This window comes from Pseudomonas sp. P5_109 (assembly GCF_034009455.1).
Lineage (GTDB): Bacteria > Pseudomonadota > Gammaproteobacteria > Pseudomonadales > Pseudomonadaceae > Aquipseudomonas.
Map to the genome: position 1 here is coordinate 6,489,687 of NZ_CP125380.1, position 19,440 is coordinate 6,509,126.

The window sequence follows — 19,440 nt, forward strand, 5'->3', positions numbered from 1 at the left end:
CCTCGACCTGACCAACATCAAAGAGGGTGCATTCAATGTCCCAAGAATTCGATTACATCATCATCGGTGCCGGCTCGGCCGGTAACACCCTGGCGACCCGTCTGACCGAAGACGCCGGCGTCACCGTCCTGCTGCTCGAAGCCGGCGGCCCGGACTACCGTTTCGACTTCCGCACACAAATGCCGGCCGCCCTGGCGTTCCCGCTGCAAGGCCGTCGCTACAACTGGGCCTACGAAACCGATGCCGAGCCACACATGGACGGTCGTCGCATGGAATGCGGTCGCGGCAAGGGCCTGGGCGGTTCCTCGCTGATCAACGGCATGTGCTACATCCGCGGCAACGCCATGGACTACGACGGCTGGGCGAAACTGCCAGGCCTGGAAGACTGGTCGTACCTGGACTGCCTGCCGTATTTCCGCAAGGCGGAAACCCGCGACATCGGCCCGAACGATTACCACGGTGGCGAAGGCCCGGTCAGCGTGACCACGCCGAAAGCCGGCAACAACCCGCTGTTCCACGCCATGGTTGAAGCTGGCGTGCAGGCCGGTTACCCGCGCACCGAAGACTTGAACGGCTACCAGCAGGAAGGCTTCGGCCCGATGGACCGCACCGTGACGCCGAAGGGCCGTCGTGCCTCCACCGCCCGTGGTTACCTGGATGTGGCCAAGAAGCGTTCGACCCTGACCATCGTCACCCACGCCCTGACCGACAAGATCCTGTTCGAAGGCAAGCGTGCGGTCGGCGTGCGTTACCTGGTCGGCGCTGCTGAAGAGCGCGTTGAAGTCAAAGCACGCAAGGAAGTGCTGCTGTGCTCCGGCGCCATCGCTTCGCCGCAGATCCTGCAACGCTCCGGCGTCGGCCCGGCCGAGTTGCTGAACAAGCTCGACATTCCAGTGGTCCACGACCTGCCGGGCGTCGGTGAAAACCTGCAGGATCACCTTGAGCTGTACCTGCAATACGCTTGCACCCAACCGGTCTCGCTGTACCCGTCGCTGCTCTGGTACAACCAGCCGGCCATCGGTGCCGAGTGGCTGTTCAACGGCACCGGCATTGGCGCCAGCAACCAGTTCGAAGCCGGCGGTTTCATCCGCACCCGTCCGGAATTCGAATGGCCGAACATCCAATACCACTTCCTGCCGGTAGCGATTAACTACAACGGCAGCAACGGTGTGAAAGAGCACGGTTTCCAGGCGCACATGGGCTCCATGCGTTCGCCGAGCCGTGGGCGCATCCAGGCCAAGTCCAAGGACCCACGCCAGCACCCGAGCATCCTGTTCAACTACATGGCCACCGAGCAGGACTGGCAGGAATTCCGCGACGGCATCCGCCTGACCCGTGAAATCATGCAGCAGCCTGCGCTGGACGCCTTCCGTGGTCGCGAGATCAGCCCGGGCATCGACGTGCAAACCGATGAACAGCTGGACAAGTTCATTCGCGAACACGCCGAAACCGCGTTCCACCCATCCTGCTCGTGCAAGATGGGCACCGACGACATGGCCGTGGTCGATGGCGAAGGCCGCGTGCATGGCATGCAAGGCCTGCGAGTGGTCGATGCCTCGATCATGCCGATCATCACCACCGGCAACCTCAACGCACCAACGATCATGATGGCCGAGAAAATCGCCGACAAGATCCGTGGCCGCAAGCCATTGCCGCGCAGCACCGCCACTTACTATGTGGCGGGTGAAGCGCCGGTGAAGGGCAAGCCGGTGCGGGAAGTGAGCCAGATCGCTTAACAACCGTTAAACCGCGGTGCGGCCTTCGCGAGCAAGCCCGCTCCCACACTTGATCTCCAGCGGACACAGATTTTGTGAACACCCGGGATTAAATGTGGGAGCGGGCTTGCTCGCGAATGGGCCCTGTCAGCCACCCCCCTCCCAAAGTATCCCCCGCTCCAGACCGCTCCACCCTTGATCCTCCCCCCCGTGCAGGCCTAATCTAGCGCCACACAATCGTTTCACCACTCCCCTCGCAACACCGCTCTATCGCCACTCCATACCCAGGAGGTTCATGAATGTTCGATTTCCATCCCCAGCTCAAGCAGCGCTTCGCTGCCTTGCGCACGGGTGCCGAATTCTTTTCCCTGCGTTATGTGCGCGAATCCGGGCAGTACCTGTCGGTGCGCAAGAACGTCGCCGAACCGCCGAGCCTGAGCCGTGACGAAGGGGCGATGCTGACCGTGCGAGTCAATGGCGTCGAGGCCTATGCGGCCACCAACGATCTGTCGCAACAGGGCCTGCAAGCCGCCCTCGAACGCGCCGAACTGCAGGCCCGCCGGCTCAAGCCCCACGCCTTGCTGGACCTGCGTGAACAAGCCGTTTCCAGCGACCGCGCCGATTACTTTTCACCCAACCTCGACCAGGCCTTCCCGACCCTGAGCGACTGCTACCAGTTGCTCGGCGCCGAATCCGCCGCCGTACCCAGGGACGAGCGCCTGGTGAACTGGCAGGTCAGCCTCGGCATCACCCACGTCGAGCAGATCTACCTCAACAGCGCCGGTGCCGAACTGCGCCAGGCCCAACGCTTTGTGTACCCTGGGCTGGACGTCACGGCCTACGACGGCAACGACAGCCAGACCCGCAGCCTGGGCCGCGAGAACTTCGGCCAGCAAGGCGCGGCGGACGTCATCAGCCGCTGCGGCCTGATCGGTGCCGGTGCCCAGGTGGCCGATCAGGCCCTGCAATTGCTCCTGGCGCCAAACACCCCGCAGGGCAAGCGCGACTTGCTGCTGATGCCTGACCAGATGATGCTGCAAATCCACGAGTCCATCGGCCATCCGCTGGAGCTGGACCGCATCCTCGGCGACGAGCGCAATTACGCCGGCACCAGTTTCGTCAAAGCCAGTGATTTCGGCCGCCTGCAATACGGTTCCGGCCTGCTCAACGTGACCTTCGATCCAGAGATCCCCGAAGAACTCGCCAGCTACGGCCATGACGACGACGGCACCCCCGCCAGCAAACAGTTCCTGATCCGTGAAGGCCTGTTGCTGCGCCCGCTGGGCGGTGCGTTGTCGCAATTCCGTGCCGGCATGGACGGCGTCGCCAACAGTCGCGCCTGCGGCTGGAACCGCCCGCCGATCGATCGCATGGCCAACCTCAATATCGAGCCGGGCGATCAGTCCATCGAGCAACTGATCGGCGGCATCGAACACGGCGTGCTGATGTCGACCAACCGTTCCTGGTCGATCGACGATGCGCGCAACAAATTCCAGTTCGGCTGCGAATGGGGCCAACTGATCGAAAACGGCGAACTCAAGGGTGTGGTGAAGAATCCCAATTACAGGGGCATCTCCGCGCAGTTCTGGAAAAGCCTCAGCGCCGTCGGCGATGCCAGTACCCTCAAGGTCCTCGGCACACCGAACTGCGGCAAGGGCGAACCAAACCAGGTGATCCGCGTCGGTCACGCGTCACCGGCCTGCGTGTTCAGCAACGTTGATGTATTCGGAGGAGACGCCTGATGAATCCTTCAATCAGCCAGTCCAAGTCGTTCAAGGCGCTGGTCAACAGCTTGCGTGAGGCGCTTCTCGAGCCCGAGCAGTTCACCCTCAGCTACGCCGCCGAGTCGTCGGCCTTCGTGCGTTTCAACAACGCCAAGGTGCGCCAGGCCGGTCAGGTGCAGCAGGCAAGCATCAGCCTGAAACTGATCAACGAAGGCCGGCATGCCGACCTGAAAATCACCCTGGCCGGCGATCCGCAGGTGGATGCGCAGCGCCTGGGCGAAGGCCTGCAACAGTTGCGTGACACCTTGCCGCTGCTGCCTCCAGATCCGTACCTGCTGCTCAACCACAACGGCTGGCAGAGCAACAACGTGCAATCGCACCCGCTGCCGGACACCGAGGAAGTGGTCGCGCAAATCACCCAGGCCGCCGAAGGCCTGGATCTTGTCGGCTTCTACGCAGCCGGCCCGATCAGTCGCGGTTTTGCCAGTTCTTCGGGCGCCTTCGGCTGGCATCAGGCCAACAGTTTCAATTTCGACTTCAGCCTGTTCCACGAGAACGGCCAGGCCGTGAAAGCCAGCTACGCTGGGCATGACTGGAGCGGTGAAGGCTTTGCCAGACGCTTCCAGCAAGCTCGCGAGGAGCTGGAGTTTCTGGGCCGGCCGCTGCGCACTTTGGCGCCCGGCCAGTACCGCGCCTACCTCGCACCGGCGGCGCTGGAAGAAATCATGGGCATGCTGTGCTGGGGTGGTTTCTCGGCACAGTCGATTGCCAGCAAAAGCAGCCCGCTGCAAAAGCTCTACGGTGGCGACAGCGCGTTGAGCCCGCTGGTCTCGCTGGATGAAAAAGTCAGCGGCTCGCTGAGCCCGGCGTTCTCCGACGAAGGTTATCCACGCAGTGATCTGGGGTTGATCGTCAACGGCAAGGCCGGGGCACAACTGGTCAGCTCGCGCAGCGCTGCGGAATACGGCTTGACCGCCAACGGCGCCAGCGGCGGTGAATCACCAAGCGCACTGAACATGAAAGCCGGAGCATTGCCTGACGCGGACATCCTCAAGCAACTGGGCACGGGGTTGTACATCAGCAACCTGTGGTACCTGAACTTCTCGGATCAACCCGCCGCACGCCTGACCGGCATGACCCGCTTTGCCACGTTCTGGGTCGAGAACGGCGAGATCCAGGCACCGGTCAGCACCATGCGTTTTGATGACAGCGCCTTCAGCCTGCTCGGTTCGCAACTCGAAGCGCTGACCGAGGAGCGGGAGTTGCTGTTGTCGGCGAGCACCTACAGCCAGCGGGCGACGGCTTCTGCGCTGTTGCCGGGGGCGTTGGTCAGCCGACTAACGTTGACACTGTAAACACGCATGCCCCTGTAGGAGCGAGCTTGCTCGCGATGGTCGTGAACGATGACGCGTGCTGCCTGGAAAAATGCATCGCCTTCACATTCATCGCGAGCAAGCTCGCTCCTACAGGAACGGAGTAAAGCTCACACTGACTAGAGGTCCCATGCCCAACCGCCCACCTCTCGACGCTGTTACCGCCCGCTGGATTCCGTGGGTTGTCGCCATTGCCTTCTTCATGCAGTCCCTCGACGGGACGATCCTCAACACTGCCCTGCCGGCCATGGCCCGCGACCTGGCTGAGGACCCGTTGCGCATGCAGGGCGTGATCATCGCCTACATGCTCACGGTCGCCCTGCTGATTCCCGCTTCGGGCTGGATCGCCGATCGCTTCGGCACCAGGAAGATCTTCTTCAGTGCGATTCTGTTGTTCAGCCTTGGCTCGCTGCTCTGCGCATTGTCGACCAGCCTGACCCAGTTGATCGGCGCGCGGGTAATCCAGGGCCTGGGCGGTGCGTTGATGCTGCCGGTCGGGCGGCTGGTGGTGTTGCGCGCCTACCCGCGTTCGGAACTGGTGCGGATCATGGGCTTCATCACCATTCCCGGGCTGCTCGGCCCGCTGATCGGCCCGACCATGGGCGGCTGGATGGTGCAATACCTGACCTGGCACTGGATCTTCCTGATCAACCTGCCGGTGGGGCTGGTCGGTTGCTACGCCGTGTGGAGATTCATCCCGGACCTGCGCGGTTCCGAACGAACCCGCTTCGATAGCCTGGGTTTCGTGCTGTTCGGCGCGGCGATGATCCTGATCACCATTGCCATGGAAGGCCTGGGCGAATTGCACCTGCCACACCTGCGGGTGATGTTGCTGCTGTTCGGCGGCATGGCGTGCCTGGCGGCGTACTGGCTGCGTGCCGGGCATATCGACAATCCGTTGTTCGCGCCGTCGCTGTTCAAGACCCGGACCTTTGCCGTGGGCATTCTCGGCAACCTGTTCGCCCGCCTGGGCAGCGGCGCCCTGCCCTTTCTGGTGCCGTTGCTGTTGCAAGTGGCGCTGGGCTATTCGCCATCCCAGGCCGGGATGAGCATGCTCCCGCTGGCGGCGGCGGCAATGATCGCCAAGTGGGTCGCGCGGCCGCTGATCGAGCGTCTGGGTTATCGCATCGTGCTCACCGGCAACACCCTGGCGCTGGGGATCATGCTGGCAAGCATGGGCCTGGTCAGCGAGCAGACGCCGTACTGGCTGCTGCTGTGCCAGCTGGCGATCCTCGGGGCGATCAACTCCTTGCAGTTCACCGCGATGAACACCGTGACCCTGATCGACCTCGACGACGCCAGCGCCAGCAGCGGCAACAGCCTGCTGTCGGTGGTCGCGCAATTGTCCCTGAGCCTGGGTGTGGCCTGCGCCGGTGCGTTGCTCGGAGGGTTCACGGCGGAGATCGGAAACGACGGTGTAGACACGGTTCTGGGTGCCTTCCAGCTGACGTTTGTCACGGTCGGAATCATGGCGATGCTGGCCGCAACGATCTTTTCTCAACTCTCAAAGGAAGACGGACGGCGCGTCAAGCGTCCGGAAGAACACATAGAGCCTTAGGGCGAATGGCCATCGGGCTGGTACACTGCGCGACATTTTGTTTTGCAGGCCAGTCCCGTGACCACCATCGCCACCGAATTTAATACTTTGCCGCTGTCCGCCGCCATGCTGGCTAACCTCGACTCCCTCGGTTATGCCCAGATGACGCCGATCCAGGCGCAAAGCTTGCCGGTGATCCTCAAGGGGATGGACCTGATCGCCCAGGCCAAGACCGGCAGCGGCAAGACCGCCGCGTTCGGCATCGGCCTGCTGAACCCGATCAATCCGCGCTACTTCGGTTGCCAGGCGCTGATCCTGTGCCCGACCCGCGAGCTAGCCGACCAGGTCGCCAAGGAAATCCGTCGCCTGGCCCGTGCCGAAGACAACATCAAGGTCCTGACCCTGTGCGGCGGCGTCTCCCTCGGCCCGCAGATCGCTTCGCTGGAGCACGGCGCACACATCATCGTCGGCACTCCGGGTCGCATCCAGCAGCACCTGCGCAAGGGCTCGCTGGTACTCCACGGCCTGAACACGCTGATCCTCGACGAAGCCGACCGCATGCTCGACATGGGTTTCTACGATTCCATCGAAGAAATCATCATGCAGGCCCCGGAGCGTCGCCAGACCCTGCTGTTCTCCGCCACCTACCCGGTAGGCATCAAGCAGTTGGCCTCGAAGTTCATGCGCAACCCGCAGCAAGTGAAGGCCGAAGCGTTCCACGACGACACGCAGATCGAGCAGCGCTTCTACGAGATTTCCCCGGATGACCGCATGAGCGCCGTGACCAAGGTCCTCGGCCACTTCCGCCCGGCGTCCTGCGTGGCCTTTTGCTTCACCAAGCAGCAGGTCCAGGAAACCGTCGATCACCTGACCGCCAAAGGTATCTCCGCCGTCGGCCTGCACGGCGATCTGGAACAACGTGACCGCGATCAGGTACTGGCGATGTTCGCCAACCGCAGTACTTCGGTACTGGTCGCCACCGACGTCGCCGCTCGTGGTCTCGATATCGATTCCCTGGACATGGTGATCAACGTCGAGTTGGCCCGTGATTCGGAAATCCACATCCACCGCGTCGGCCGTACTGGCCGCGCCGGTGAGAAAGGCCTCGCGATCAGCCTGGTCGCGCCGTCCGAAGCACAGCGCGCCCAAGCCATCGAACAATTGCAGAAGACGCCACTGACCTGGGATCAGGTGGACAACCTCACCTCCAAGGGCGGTGGTCCGCTGTTGCCGCAGATGAGCACCCTGTGCATCGCTGCCGGCCGCAAGGACAAGGTTCGTCCGGGCGACATTCTTGGCGCACTGACGGGTGATGCCGGTATTCCCGGTGCCCAGGTCGGCAAGATCGCGATTTTCGACTTCCAGGCCTATGTGGCCGTGGAGCGCGGCGTCGCCAAGCAAGCTTTGCAGCGCTTGAATGACGGCAAGATCAAGGGCCGCTCGTTGCGCGTGCGCATCCTCTGATTGATTCACTGTAGGAGCCGGCTTGCTGGCGATGAACGATGACGCGGTCGACTCGATGGACCGCAGCGTTTGCATCGCCAGCAAGCCGGCTCCTACTGGCTTTGTGTTGGATTGAAAATTTGTGAGGACACCGTTTTGCGCTCTACCGAAGTCGTGATCATTGGCGCTGGCGCCGCAGGGTTGATGTGTGCACTGACCGCCGCCGGGCGCGGGCGCAAGGTGCTGCTGCTCGACCATGCCAACAAGGCCGGCAAGAAAATCCTGATGTCGGGCGGTGGCCGCTGCAATTTCACCAACATGTACACGGAACCGGGCAATTTCCTTTCGCAGAACGCACATTTCTGCAAATCCGCCCTGGCCCGTTACACCCAATGGGATTTCATCGGCATGGTGGCCAAGCACGGCGTGCCGTACCACGAGAAAAAACTCGGCCAGCTGTTCTGCGATAACAAATCCAGCGACATCCTTGAGATGCTGCTCAACGAGTGCGATCAGGTTGGCGTCAGCCTGCACCTGGACACATCGATCCAGACCATCGAGAAGCTTGAGAAAGGCTTTTTGCTGGACACTACGCTCGACCAGATCACCTGCGAATCGCTGGTGATCGCCACCGGCGGCCTGTCGATCCCGACCCTGGGCGCCACCGGTTTCGGTTACCAGGTGGCCAAACAGTTTGGTCACGAACTGCTGCCGACCCGCGCCGGCCTGGTGCCGTTCACTATCACTGATCAGCTCAAGGCCCTGTGCACCGAGTTGTCCGGTACGTCGGTGGATTGCCTGGTCAGCTGCAACGACCAGAGCTTTCGCGAGAACATCCTGTTCACCCACCGCGGCCTCAGCGGCCCGGCGATTTTGCAGATCTCGTCGTTCTGGGAATCCGGCGATCCCGTCGAGATCAACCTGATGCCGGATCACGACGTGCCATCCTGGCTGCAACAGCAACAGGCCGAACGCCCCAACAGCGAGTTGAAAACCCTGCTTGGGGAAATTTTCACCAAGAAGATGGCCAACCTGCTGGCGGACAACTGGTTCACCTCCAAACCGATGAAGCAGTACACCCACGCGGAACTGGCCGATATCGCGGAAAAACTGGCGAGCTGGAAAGTCGTGCCCGCCGGCACCGAAGGCTATCGCACCGCCGAGGTGACCCTGGGCGGCGTCAACACCAACGAGGTGTCGTCCAAGACCATGGAATCGCTGAAAAGCCCGGGGCTGTACTTCATCGGCGAAGTGCTCGACGTGACCGGGCATCTGGGCGGGTTCAACTTCCAGTGGGCGTGGGCTTCCGGTTACGCCGCCGCACAGTACGTCTGACCAACTGGCGTACACAAAACAAATGTGGGAGCGGGCTTGCTCGCGAAAGCGTCGGATCAGTCAACACTGATGTTGAATGACACACCGCCTTCGCGAGCAAGCCCGCTCCCACATTGGGTCTGTGATAATTTGCAGAGTGTATTCGCACAAGGAAGGAACAGATTTTGCTGTCTGATGTGATCGGCGCCATTGCGTCGGCGTCATTAGTGGCTCAATTTAGCGTCATTGCCTCGGAAGGCCTTCGCATTTCATGTCATCAACTTCGTTCCGCCAGTCTCTGCGTCGCCTTTGGGCGCTGGATAAATTCAGCTACAGCGTGCGGGTATTCATTGCCCTGACCGGCACCATGGCGCTGTGTTGGTATCAGGACGAGATGGGCCTGCTGATCCCGTTGTTCCTGGGGATTATCGCCAGCGCCCTGGCCGAGACCGACGACAGCTGGCAGGGCCGTCTCAATGCGCTGGCCGTGACGCTGGTGTGTTTCGCGGTCGCCGCGCTGTCTGTCGAACTGCTCTTCCCCTATCCCTCGCTGTTTATCATCGCCTTCGCCCTGGCCGCGTTTTGCCTGACCATGCTCGGCGCCCTCGGCGAGCGCTATGGCGCGATTGCCTCGGCGACGTTGATTCTGTCGGTCTACACCATGATTGGCGTGGACCAGCGTGGCGGTGCGGTCATCGACGTGTGGCACGAGCCGGTACTGCTGGTGGCCGGTGCCGCCTGGTACGGCTTGCTTTCGGTGTTGTGGCAGGCGCTGTTTTCCAATCAGCCGGTACAGCAGAGCCTGGCGCGGTTGTTCCGCGAGCTGGGCTATTACCTGAAGCTGAAATCCTCGCTGTTCGAACCGATCCGGCAGATGGACGTGGAGGCGCGGCGCCTGGAACTGGCCCAGCAGAACGGCCGGGTGGTCGCGGCACTCAACGCCGCCAAGGAGATCATCCTGCACCGCGTCGGCAACGGTCGACCAGGCTCGAAAGTCAGCCGCTACCTCAAACTGTACTTCCTCGCCCAGGACATCCACGAGCGCGCCAGCTCTTCGCACTACCCCTATAACGCCCTGGCCGACGCCTTCTTCCACAGCGACGTGCTGTTCCGCTGCCAGCGCCTGCTGCGCCAGCAAGGCAAAGCCTGCCGGGCACTCGCCGAATCAATCCAGATGCGCCAGCCGTTCATCTATGACGCCAGTTTCGCCGAAGCCCTGAGCGACCTCGATGCCTCCCTCGAACACCTGCGCGTCCAGAGCAACCCGGCCTGGCGCGGCTTGCTGCGTTCACTGCGGGCACTGGCGGCCAACCTTGGCACCCTCGACCGCTTGCTCAGCGATGCCAGCAACCCCGACGCCCTGGCCGACGCCACCGACAGCAGCCTGCTGGACCGCTCACCGCGCAACCTCAAGGACGTATGGCTGCGCTTGCGCACGCAGCTGACGCCAACCTCGCTGCTGTTCCGCCACGCCCTGCGATTGCCCCTGGCCTTGAGCATCGGCTACGCCATGGTGCATTTGATCCACCCGTCCCAAGGCTACTGGATCATCCTCACCACGCTGTTCGTCTGCCAACCGAACTACGGCGCCACCCGCCGCAAACTCGGTCAACGGATCATCGGCACCGCCATCGGCCTGACCCTTGCCTGGGCGTTGTTCGACCTGTTCCCGAACCCGCTGATCCAGTCGTGTTTCGCCATTGCCGCCGGGGTGGTGTTCTTTACCAACCGCACCACCCGCTACACCCTGGCGACGGCGGCGATCACCCTGATGGTGCTGTTCTGCTTCAACCAGGTGGGTGACGGTTACGGACTGTTCCTGCCACGGTTGTTCGATACCTTGCTCGGCAGCCTGATCGCCGGGCTCGCGGTGTTCCTGTTCCTGCCGGACTGGCAGGGCCGGCGCCTGAACAAAGTGCTGGCCAACACCCTGGCCTGCAACAGCATTTACCTGCGCCAGATCATGCAGCAATACGCGGCAGGCAAAAGCGACGACCTGGCTTACCGCCTGGCCCGCCGCAATGCGCACAACGCCGACGCGGCGCTGTCGACCACACTGGCCAATATGCTGATGGAGCCTGGGCATTTCCGTAAGGAAGCGGATGTCGGCTTCCGCTTCCTGGTGCTGTCGCACACGCTACTCAGTTACCTGTCGGGCCTGGGCGCACATCGGGAAACCCTGTTGCCGGCAGACGTGCGTGAACAATTGATCGAAGGGGCCGGGGTGAAACTGGCTGCCAGCATCGATGAGATCGCCCAAGGGCTGGCGAGCAAGTCCTCGATTGCGATTCAGAGTGATGAAGAAGAAGCACTGGCCAATGAACTGGAACAGATGCCTGATGAAATCGATGAGGGGCAGCGGCTGGTGCAGACGCAGTTGGCGTTGATTTGTCGGCAGTTAGGGCCATTACGGACGTTGGCGGCGCATCTCATCAAGGACACCAGTGAAGATTGAGATCTCTGCTGTCTGAGCGGGCCTCTTCGCGGGCAAGCCCGCTCCCACAGGGGTTATCTGATGGTCACAAATTTTGTGTTCGCCTTCGCCCCCTGTGGGAGCGGGCTTGCTCGCGAAGAGGCCGGCAAAAACAACATGGATTCTGGATCAACCTACTCACATCCCATGCTGCTTCATCAACTTGTCATAACTCCCGTCCGCCTTCATGGCCGCGATCTCCCGGTCGAAACCGGCGACGATCTGCTCATGCTGCGGATTCTTCAGGCTGACCAGAATGTGCAGGCTGTTCTCACTCAAGGGCTTGGGCAGGAACTCCACGGCGTTACGTACCTTGGGTGACTCGCGGGCCAGGTAGTAACGGGCGACGTATTCATCTTCCAGAGTGAGCTTGACCCGCTCCGCTGCAAGCATGCGCACCGCCATGGCGAAACTGTGCACGGGGATTTTCTGCAACGAGTCGTCGTTGTCGAAAGAAGGCGAATACGCGTATCCACGCACGATGGCGATCGGATAAGTGTGCAATTGCTGCAGGTTATTGAATTCGATGGGCGCGTCTTTGCGCTTGAGAAAACGCACGCGATTGAGCAGGTACTCGCCGGAAAACTGGCCGAGTTTTGTACGCTCGTCGTTGTACCAGGCGTTGACCAGCACGTCGTATCGGCCCTCGCCCAAGCCCATCAGAGCCCGCGCCCAGGGCACCTGTTCGAACTCACTGGCATAGCCGGCCCTGGCCAGTGCGGTACTGACAATATCCGTGGCCAGACCACCGTTGACGAGCGTGGAATCGGTAAAGGGGGGCCAGGCATCAGCGACCAACCGCAGTTTTTCTGCCGCCGCTCCCTGAACCAGCAACAGCAATCCAATCAAGGCAAAAGCTCGATGCAATCGCGGCATGCCAGAAATCCTTAGCGGGCGGATTGCCCGGCGTGTTTTCAGCCAAAACCCCAAGGCCCCGTACCGGCAAGACCCGGGTACTAAACATTAGCTCATCGAAGCCATAGCACAGCGCTTCAATTCAGATTACACAAAGAAGTCATCCGCGCGAAAAATGAATGATGGCATTTTGGCCTTTGTCACAGATTCTTCCGCCATAAAGACTTCTGGCGTCAGTGCGCTTAGTATCGGAACGACGTTTTCAGGGAATCAAAACATGACAGTCGATTGGATCTGCAAACACCACAGCGACCTGGGCAAGGAGCAGCTGTACGCCATTTTGCAGCTGCGCGCCGAGGTGTTCGTCGTCGAGCAGCAATGCGCTTATCAAGACGTGGATGGCCAGGACCTGGAAGGTGACACTTGTCACTTGATGGCCTGGGACAGCAATCAACTGGTGGCCTATCTGCGGCTGCTCGACCCGGAACTACAAGGCGGGGACGTAGTGATCGGTCGGGTAATCATTGCTCCACACGCACGAGGCGCCGGGCTTGGACATGAGTTGATGGACCAGGCGTTGAAGCAGATTGAAGAAAGCTGGCCGCAAACGCCGATCTACCTCTCGGCCCAGACGCATTTGCAGGGGTATTACGGGCGGTACGGGTTTGTCGTGACGGGCGAGGAGTTTGTCGAGGATGGCATTCCGCATATCGGAATGCGTCGCCCCTGAAGGCCTCTTCGCGAGCAAGCCCGCTCCCACATTTGATCTCTATCGCACAAAAATTCTGTGTTCACTGCTGATCTAATGTGGGAGCGGGCTTGCTCGCGAAAGCGTCAGTCCAGTCACCGCTGAAGTCAGGGATACTCCAGCACCGCCTTGATCTGCCGCAGATTACGCTCGATCCACCCGCGATCGATCGCACCCCACTCGCGAATCCGATAGCGCCCAGCATGGTTGCGTGCGCCCTCTTCCTGCTCGAACTCACAGACGATATCCAGATCCGCCAGCGCCGCAATGGTGTCCTGTGCCGTGCGCCGGGGCATGCCGGTGACCTCGGTCAGCGCCGGGACGCTGCTGGCCAACCCGCTGTCGATCAGGTACGCCACGTACAGGCGGCGATAGAAACTGCTCTTGGTCTTGCTCACGTCCATCCACACACTCCTTGTTGCGATTCTTGGCGGTGTAGCTACTGCATGTCCCGCCACGTCAGGTACACCCGCACATCAAATTCCACCTGGTGATAACCCGGCAGCATGTGTTCGCACAGTTTGTAGAAGGCCTTGTTGTGGTCCGATTCCTTGAAGTGCGCCAGCTCATGCACCACGATCATTTTCAGGAATTCGCAAGGCGCTTCCTTGAACAGCGAAGCAATGCGGATTTCCTTCTTGGCCTTGAGCTTGCCACCCTGCACCCGGGAGATCGTGGTGTGCAGGCCGAGTGCGCGGTGAGTCAGGTCCAGGCGGTTGTCGAACAACACCTTGTCGATGGCCGGAGCATTACGCAGGTACTCCTGCTTGAGGTCCAGAGCATAGGTGTACAGCGCCTTGTCGCTCTGCACCCCATGCTTTTGCGGGTAACGCTGGCTAAGGTAATCGCCCAGCCGACCGTCGGCGATCAGCTGGCGCACCTGATCCTGCAAGGTAGCGGGATAGGCCTGGAGATATTTCAACACGGTCATCGGAGGTGGCAATACAGGTCACTGACAGATCGCCAGTGTAACGAATTCAGCGGGGCAGCGCGCTCCAGTCAAACGGCTGGACAAAGACCCCGGTGTCTTCGGCCATCATCGGCCGGGCCACCAGAAAGCCTTGCACATATTCGCAGCCGTTGGCCTGCAGCCATTCATACTGCGCGACGGTTTCCACCCCTTCGGCAACCACCAGCACCCCGTACTGTTTGCACAGGTCGATCACACTGCGCACCAGCGCCGCATCCCGTACTGATTCCGGCAACCTTGCGATCAAATGCCGGTCGAGCTTGAGGGTGTCCAGTTCCAGGTCGCGCAAGTGTGCCAGGGAACACGGTCCGGCCCCGAAGTCATCGAGCGCCACTCGCACCCCCAGGTTGTGCAGCAGGCGCAGTTGCTTGCGGGCTTCCTCGGGGTGATGCATCAAGGCCTCTTCCGTGACCTCTACCTCCAGTTGGCATGGCTGCAAGTCATGACGCTCCAGCACCTGGCGCAACTCGGCGGCCAGGTTGGGCATGCCGAACTGCGTACTGCTCAAACTGACGCCGAGCACCAGATCCTCGGCAAACATGGACTCCCAGGCTTTGCGTTGCCCGGCGCTGCGATGGTAGATCCAACTGCCCAGACGACTGATCAGCCGCGCCTCCTCCAGCAATGGCAAAAACAGCCCGGGGGGTACATCGCCAACGCTAGGATGCTGCCAGCGCAACAAGGCCTCGAAGCCACGAAGCCGCCCATCGGCAATCGCCACCTGAGGCTGATACACCAGCTTGAAATCGCGGTTCTCGATGGCGGTTCGTACACTCTCTTCCAGCATCAGCCGCGAGCGCGCCCGGCCGTTCATTTCATGATCGTAGAAGCGATATTGCTGGCGACCGGCGCGCTTGGCTTCGTACATGGCGATATCGGCCGCCCGCAGCATGCCGTCGAGATTGGCACCACAATCGGGGAACGTAGCGATGCCGATGCTGGCACCCAGGGCGATATCGAGGCCATCGACCTGCTGACAGATCGACACGCGCTCGATGAGTTTCTCGGCAATCTTCGCCGCTTGCTCGGGAAACTCCAGATCCAGCAGTGCGGTGAATTCGTCGCCGCCCATCCGCGCCAGAATGTCGAAGGGCCGCAAGCACGTCTTCAACTGTTCGGAGACCCAGCGCAGCACCCGATCGCCGGCATCGTGCCCGAGCGAATCATTGACGCGCTTGAAGCCGTCGAGGTCCAGGTACATCAAGACCCAGGAACTGTCGGAACGCTCACCGCGCAACAGCAGGTTCTCTACGGTCTGGTAGAACCCCCGGCGGTTGAGCAATCCGGTCAGCGGATCGGTGACCGCCTGAAATTCCAGTTGCTGATGCAGATGGCGCACCACCGACATGTCCAGCACGGTCACTACCATTGCATGTTGTTCGGCTGGTAATGGTGCGCATGACAAGGCCACCGGCACCTGCTGGCCGCGCGTCGTACGCAACAGGGCATCGTGCAGACGCAAGGTCTCGCCGCGTTTGTAGCCGGCGAAGAATTCGGAATCGGCCCAGATCGGGACATGTGGTTTTTGCAGGTAGTCCAGGAATTCCTTGCCTTGCAGCTCCTCCAGGGGGGCATTGAGCAGTCGCGACATCGCCGGATTGGCAAAGCGAATCAGACCGTCCTCGCCCAACACCAGAATGCCTTCGGCAGCGTTATCCAGCACCGACGCATTAAAGGCACGAGCGGATTCCAGATCATGACTCAGGCGCTGCAAGGCCCGGCGGTTGCGCTGGTGTTCGAGCAACGCATGGACCTTGGGCGTGAAGATCTGTGGGTCGAACGGCTTGAACAGGTAATCCACCGCACCACTGGCATAGCCCTTGATCACGGCATCCTGGGACTGTTCGTTGGCGGTCAGGAAAATGATCGGCGTGAGACGGGTCCGCTGGCTACCACGCATCAGGCGCGCCACTTCATAACCGTCCATACCCGGCATCTGTACGTCCAGCAGCACCAGGTCGATATCGTGTTCAAGCAACAAACCGAGGGCCTCGAAGCCCGAGGCGGCTGTAATGACCCGCCAGTCCTGGCGCTGTAACAACGCGCGCATGCTGATCAGGTTTTCAGGGTAATCGTCGACGACTAAAAGGGTTGAGCCGCCTTCTACTGGCGTGGGTTGCGCGCATTCCATGCTGCTTCTCTAATTGCGGGGCGTCAGGCCGGTTTCTCGTGAAAACCGGACAAATACTGTGTCTTCACTCTAGACCCGGTTCTGCAAAAGCAGAAGGTGTCAGTGAGCCATCATTTAATCATTGTGTCTTTTTGCCGACTAACGGTCGATTGTTCAGTCCGATGTAAACCGGGAAAGATGGCATTTCGACAGGTTGTTGACGTCAACCACCCGTCAGGCGGGCGTTAACAAAATCTCCCGCTACGCTTATAAAGGCCGCCCCAAAAGGCGCGGTCTAGAGCTTCTGGCACGCCCGTGCAGCATGAACCCAGTGGAAGAACCGACATGATCGATCTCGCAACCTGGAACCTCAGCGTTCCCGTTGGCAGCCCGCCGTACACCGTCGAAACCGCCAAACTGGTGGATGGCTTCAAGGATCAATACTTCCATTCCGACACCGGCACATTGTTTTTCTGGTCACCCGTGACCGGCTCCCGTACCGAAAACGCGATTTACCCGCGCACCGAATTGCGTGAAACCTACAGCAACGGCACGTTGAAAAACTGGTATTACCCGGATGCCGACAATTTGTTGCATGCCACTCTGGCAGTGAATCAGGTGCCAAGTTCCGGAAAGATTGTCATTGGCCAGATCCATGCCTTTCAAAGCCAGAAACCGCTGGTGAAAGTCGAATACCAATACAAAACCAGTACAGGCACCGGCAATATCGTCGCCAAGGTCCGGATGCATCCCGATGACGATTCAGGCCGGGTGATCATCGTTGCGACGGGGGTGAAACTCGACCAGGAGTTCAACTACCTCATTCACCTCAGCCCCGGCGGGGCCCTGGGCATCAGCGCGGCAGGCTATCAATGGGATACGCAAATCAGCGCAACCTGGCGCGACAAACCGCTGTATTTCAAGGCAGGGGTCTATGTGCAGGACAACACCGGGTACACCAGTGAAGGCGGGAAGGTGACGTTCAGCAAGCTGGATATCGATCACAATCAATGATGTCGAGGCATCGTTGACACTGTGGGAGCGGGCTTGCTCGCGAAGGCGTAGGGTCAGACGACATTAATGTTGAATGACACACCGCTTTCGCGAGCAAGCCCGCTCCCACACTGATCGCGTCGACCATGGAGCATCGCTCACAAAAAACCCGCCTGTTTCGGCGGGTTCTTTATTGATGAAGCTAAACGCTCAGGCTTAGTTGACCTTGGCGTTCAACTCACCTTTCAGATAACGCTGATACATGCCTTCCAGCGAGATCGCCTTGATCTTCGAAGCGTTGCCGGCAGTGCCGAAGGCTTCGTAGCGAGCGATGCACACATCACGCATTGCAGTGACGGTGGCGCCGAAGAATTTACGCGGGTCGAACTCGCTCGGGTTGGTGGCCATCAGGCGACGCATTGCGCCAGTGGATGCCAGGCGCAGGTCGGTGTCGATGTTGACCTTGCGCACGCCGTGCTTGATGCCTTCGACGATTTCTTCAACCGGTACGCCGTAGGTTTCCTTGATGTCGCCACCGTACTGGTTGATGATCGCCAGCCACTCTTGCGGAACCGAAGACGAACCGTGCATCACCAGGTGAGTGTTCGGAATGCGCTTGTGGATTTCCTTGATGCGGTCGATCGCCAGCACGTCGCCGGTAGGTGGCTTGGTGAACTTGTAGGCGCCGTGGCTGGTACCGATGGCGATGGCCAGGGCATCAACCTGAGTGCGTTTTACGAAGTCAGCGGCTTCTTCCGGGTCGGTCAGCATCTGGCTGTGATCCAGAACGCCTTCGGCGCCGATACCGTCTTCCTCACCGGCCATGCCGGTTTCCAGCGAACCCAGGCAGCCCAGCTCGCCTTCTACCGATACGCCACAGGCGTGAGCCATGGCCACGGTCTGTTGGGTAACGCGGACGTTGTAGTCGTAGTCGGTCGGGGTCTTGCCGTCTTCGCCCAGGGAACCGTCCATCATCACCGAGCTGAAGCCCAGTTGGATGGAGCGCTGGCAGACGTCAGGGCTGGTGCCGTGGTCCTGGTGCATGCACACCGGGATGTGCGGGAACTCTTCGATGGCAGCCAGGATCAGGTGACGCAGGAACGGTGCACCGGCGTATTTGCGAGCACCGGCCGAAGCCTGGACGATCACCGGGGAGTCAGTCTTGTCAGCGGCTTCCATGATGGCGCGCATCTGCTCAAGGTTGTTGACGTTGAAGGCTGGAACGCCGTAGCCGAACTCGGCTGCGTGGTCCAGCATCTGGCGCATGCTGATAAGTGCCATTGTGTGTATCTCTCCCGGTTGAGGGTCGTTAATCGTGCCAGCCTGCCGTAGCGGCGGCGGCTATTCAAGTTATTGCAGATCGGGGGTTGGCCCGGGCTGCGAATTCGGTGTTGCGAAAATCTCAACAACTGCACAGAACCCTTGTGGGAGCGGGCTTGCTCGCGAATGCGGCTCAACATTCAACATCTATGCAAGCTGATCCACCGCTTTCGCGAGCAAGCCCGCTCCCACATTTGGATCTCTGTACATCAAATCAATCGTGTTATTCAGCCTTGCAGCCACGGCCAATCAAATCATTGGTGGCGACCCAGTAAACCAGGCCTTCCTCACCTTTTATGTGAAACGCCAACATGTCATTGCTGTACAACGAACCCGATGCACCCGGTTCCTGCTTGAGGCGGTAGACCTGATCGGCACCGCCCAGGCGCACGTCGACTTCCGTGCGACTGTCGTCGGTGTAGCGCCACAACACTTTGGCCTGGCTGTCGCAGGTCCAGGTAGTCCAGTTATCCACAGCCGCGGACGACTGGAACGGGTTCAACTGAGCACAACCGGCCAACAGCGCCAACGCCGTAACGGCGATAAAACCTTTCATCCGTGTCCCTCGACTGGCGGCGCACGCTGCCAGCCCTGAGTAAAGAGTCAGACCCGTCAAGGACAACCATGTTCCTTGGCGGGTGTCCGGGTCTCGTATTTGTCCAGTCCCTCGGGCCCGGAACGCTTGTTGAGCACCGGGTTGGTTTCGGCCTGCCAGTCAGCCTGGTAGCAGCCTTTGTCCGACTCGGACGGCGCCGGTTCCGGTGTGGCCTTCGGGTTACTCCCGCACGCCACCAGCGAACCCGCGACGATCAACAGCGCTAACGTCTTGACCATGTCAACACTCCCTTGCCTGGCCAAACGGGCG

At 60.7% G+C, this 19,440-nt stretch carries 16 protein-coding genes; 9 read left to right on the forward strand and 7 right to left on the reverse strand.

Translation table 11 applies throughout. The features are described from left to right. The first annotated feature begins 35 nt into the window (after positions 1-35). From betA to yccS, 7 genes are all read left to right on the forward strand, one after another. On the forward strand, positions 36-1,736 hold the full coding sequence (gene betA, locus QMK54_RS28940; RefSeq protein ID WP_223589756.1) for a choline dehydrogenase: 1,701 nt from the start codon (positions 36-38) through the stop codon (positions 1,734-1,736). Between the two features lie 278 nt (positions 1,737-2,014). Then, on the forward strand, positions 2,015-3,457 hold the full coding sequence (locus QMK54_RS28945; RefSeq protein WP_320401710.1) for a TldD/PmbA family protein: 1,443 nt from the start codon (positions 2,015-2,017) through the stop codon (positions 3,455-3,457). Further along, positions 3,457-4,794 (forward strand): TldD/PmbA family protein, encoded by a 1,338-nt coding sequence (locus tag QMK54_RS28950; RefSeq protein ID WP_110662552.1) that lies wholly within the window; start codon positions 3,457-3,459, stop codon positions 4,792-4,794. Before QMK54_RS28945 ends, QMK54_RS28950 begins: the two co-directional genes overlap by 1 nt. Before the next feature lie 148 nt (positions 4,795-4,942). Further along, positions 4,943-6,370, forward strand: coding sequence for a multidrug transporter subunit MdtD (mdtD, locus tag QMK54_RS28955; RefSeq protein ID WP_110662491.1), 1,428 nt, complete (start codon positions 4,943-4,945; stop codon positions 6,368-6,370). Positions 6,371-6,475: 105 nt separating this feature from the next. Continuing rightward, complete coding sequence (dbpA, locus tag QMK54_RS28960; RefSeq protein ID WP_230853210.1) at positions 6,476-7,813, forward strand: ATP-dependent RNA helicase DbpA; 1,338 nt, start codon at positions 6,476-6,478, stop codon at positions 7,811-7,813. Positions 7,814-7,948: 135 nt separating this feature from the next. Next, entirely contained in the window at positions 7,949-9,127 is a 1,179-nt protein-coding gene (locus QMK54_RS28965) for an NAD(P)/FAD-dependent oxidoreductase (protein WP_223589746.1), read from the forward strand. Between the two features lie 250 nt (positions 9,128-9,377). Then, positions 9,378-11,561, forward strand: coding sequence for a YccS family putative transporter (yccS, locus tag QMK54_RS28970; protein ID WP_110658746.1), 2,184 nt, complete (start codon positions 9,378-9,380; stop codon positions 11,559-11,561). 156 nt (positions 11,562-11,717) lie between these two features. Here the strand turns inward: yccS and QMK54_RS28975 are convergent, their stop codons facing one another. Next, positions 11,718-12,455: a substrate-binding periplasmic protein gene (locus tag QMK54_RS28975; RefSeq protein WP_110658744.1), complete on the reverse strand. Its 738-nt coding sequence runs from the start codon at positions 12,453-12,455 to the stop codon at positions 11,718-11,720. 256 nt (positions 12,456-12,711) lie between these two features. Here QMK54_RS28975 and QMK54_RS28980 point away from each other — a divergent pair, with 256 nt between their 5' ends. Next, the gene (locus QMK54_RS28980) at positions 12,712-13,164 is read left to right on the forward strand and encodes a GNAT family N-acetyltransferase (protein WP_320401711.1); all 453 of its coding nucleotides are present in this window, start codon (positions 12,712-12,714) and stop codon (positions 13,162-13,164) included. A gap of 125 nt (positions 13,165-13,289) precedes the next feature. Here the strand turns inward: QMK54_RS28980 and QMK54_RS28985 are convergent, their stop codons facing one another. Genes QMK54_RS28985 through QMK54_RS28995 form a run of 3 tightly spaced genes read right to left on the reverse strand, consistent with a single transcriptional unit; the run spans position 13,290 to position 16,283 of the window. Further along, positions 13,290-13,586 (reverse strand): winged helix-turn-helix domain-containing protein, encoded by a 297-nt coding sequence (locus QMK54_RS28985; RefSeq protein ID WP_007894945.1) that lies wholly within the window; start codon positions 13,584-13,586, stop codon positions 13,290-13,292. 35 nt (positions 13,587-13,621) lie between these two features. Beyond that, positions 13,622-14,113 (reverse strand): YgjP-like metallopeptidase domain-containing protein, encoded by a 492-nt coding sequence (locus QMK54_RS28990; RefSeq protein ID WP_110658740.1) that lies wholly within the window; start codon positions 14,111-14,113, stop codon positions 13,622-13,624. A gap of 46 nt (positions 14,114-14,159) precedes the next feature. Continuing rightward, positions 14,160-16,283 carry a putative bifunctional diguanylate cyclase/phosphodiesterase gene (locus QMK54_RS28995; RefSeq protein ID WP_223589742.1) on the reverse strand — a complete coding sequence of 708 codons (2,124 nt, stop codon included), beginning with the start codon at positions 16,281-16,283 and terminating at the stop codon, positions 14,160-14,162. Between the two features lie 324 nt (positions 16,284-16,607). Between QMK54_RS28995 and QMK54_RS29000 the strand changes: the two genes are divergently transcribed. Continuing rightward, positions 16,608-17,276, forward strand: a complete 669-nt coding sequence (locus QMK54_RS29000) for a polysaccharide lyase family 7 protein (protein WP_110658736.1) — start codon at positions 16,608-16,610, stop codon at positions 17,274-17,276. Positions 17,277-17,471: 195 nt separating this feature from the next. On the opposite strand, the gene fba is transcribed toward QMK54_RS29000, so the two are convergent. The 3 genes from fba to QMK54_RS29015 form a co-directional block, all read right to left on the reverse strand. Further along, on the reverse strand, positions 17,472-18,536 hold the full coding sequence (gene fba, locus QMK54_RS29005) for a class II fructose-bisphosphate aldolase (RefSeq protein ID WP_007981624.1): 1,065 nt from the start codon (positions 18,534-18,536) through the stop codon (positions 17,472-17,474). A gap of 262 nt (positions 18,537-18,798) precedes the next feature. Beyond that, positions 18,799-19,131 carry an MliC family protein gene (locus QMK54_RS29010; protein WP_320401712.1) on the reverse strand — a complete coding sequence of 111 codons (333 nt, stop codon included), beginning with the start codon at positions 19,129-19,131 and terminating at the stop codon, positions 18,799-18,801. Positions 19,132-19,187: 56 nt separating this feature from the next. Beyond that, positions 19,188-19,409 carry a hypothetical protein gene (locus QMK54_RS29015; RefSeq protein ID WP_110658732.1) on the reverse strand — a complete coding sequence of 74 codons (222 nt, stop codon included), beginning with the start codon at positions 19,407-19,409 and terminating at the stop codon, positions 19,188-19,190. Positions 19,410-19,440: the final 31 nt, after the last annotated feature.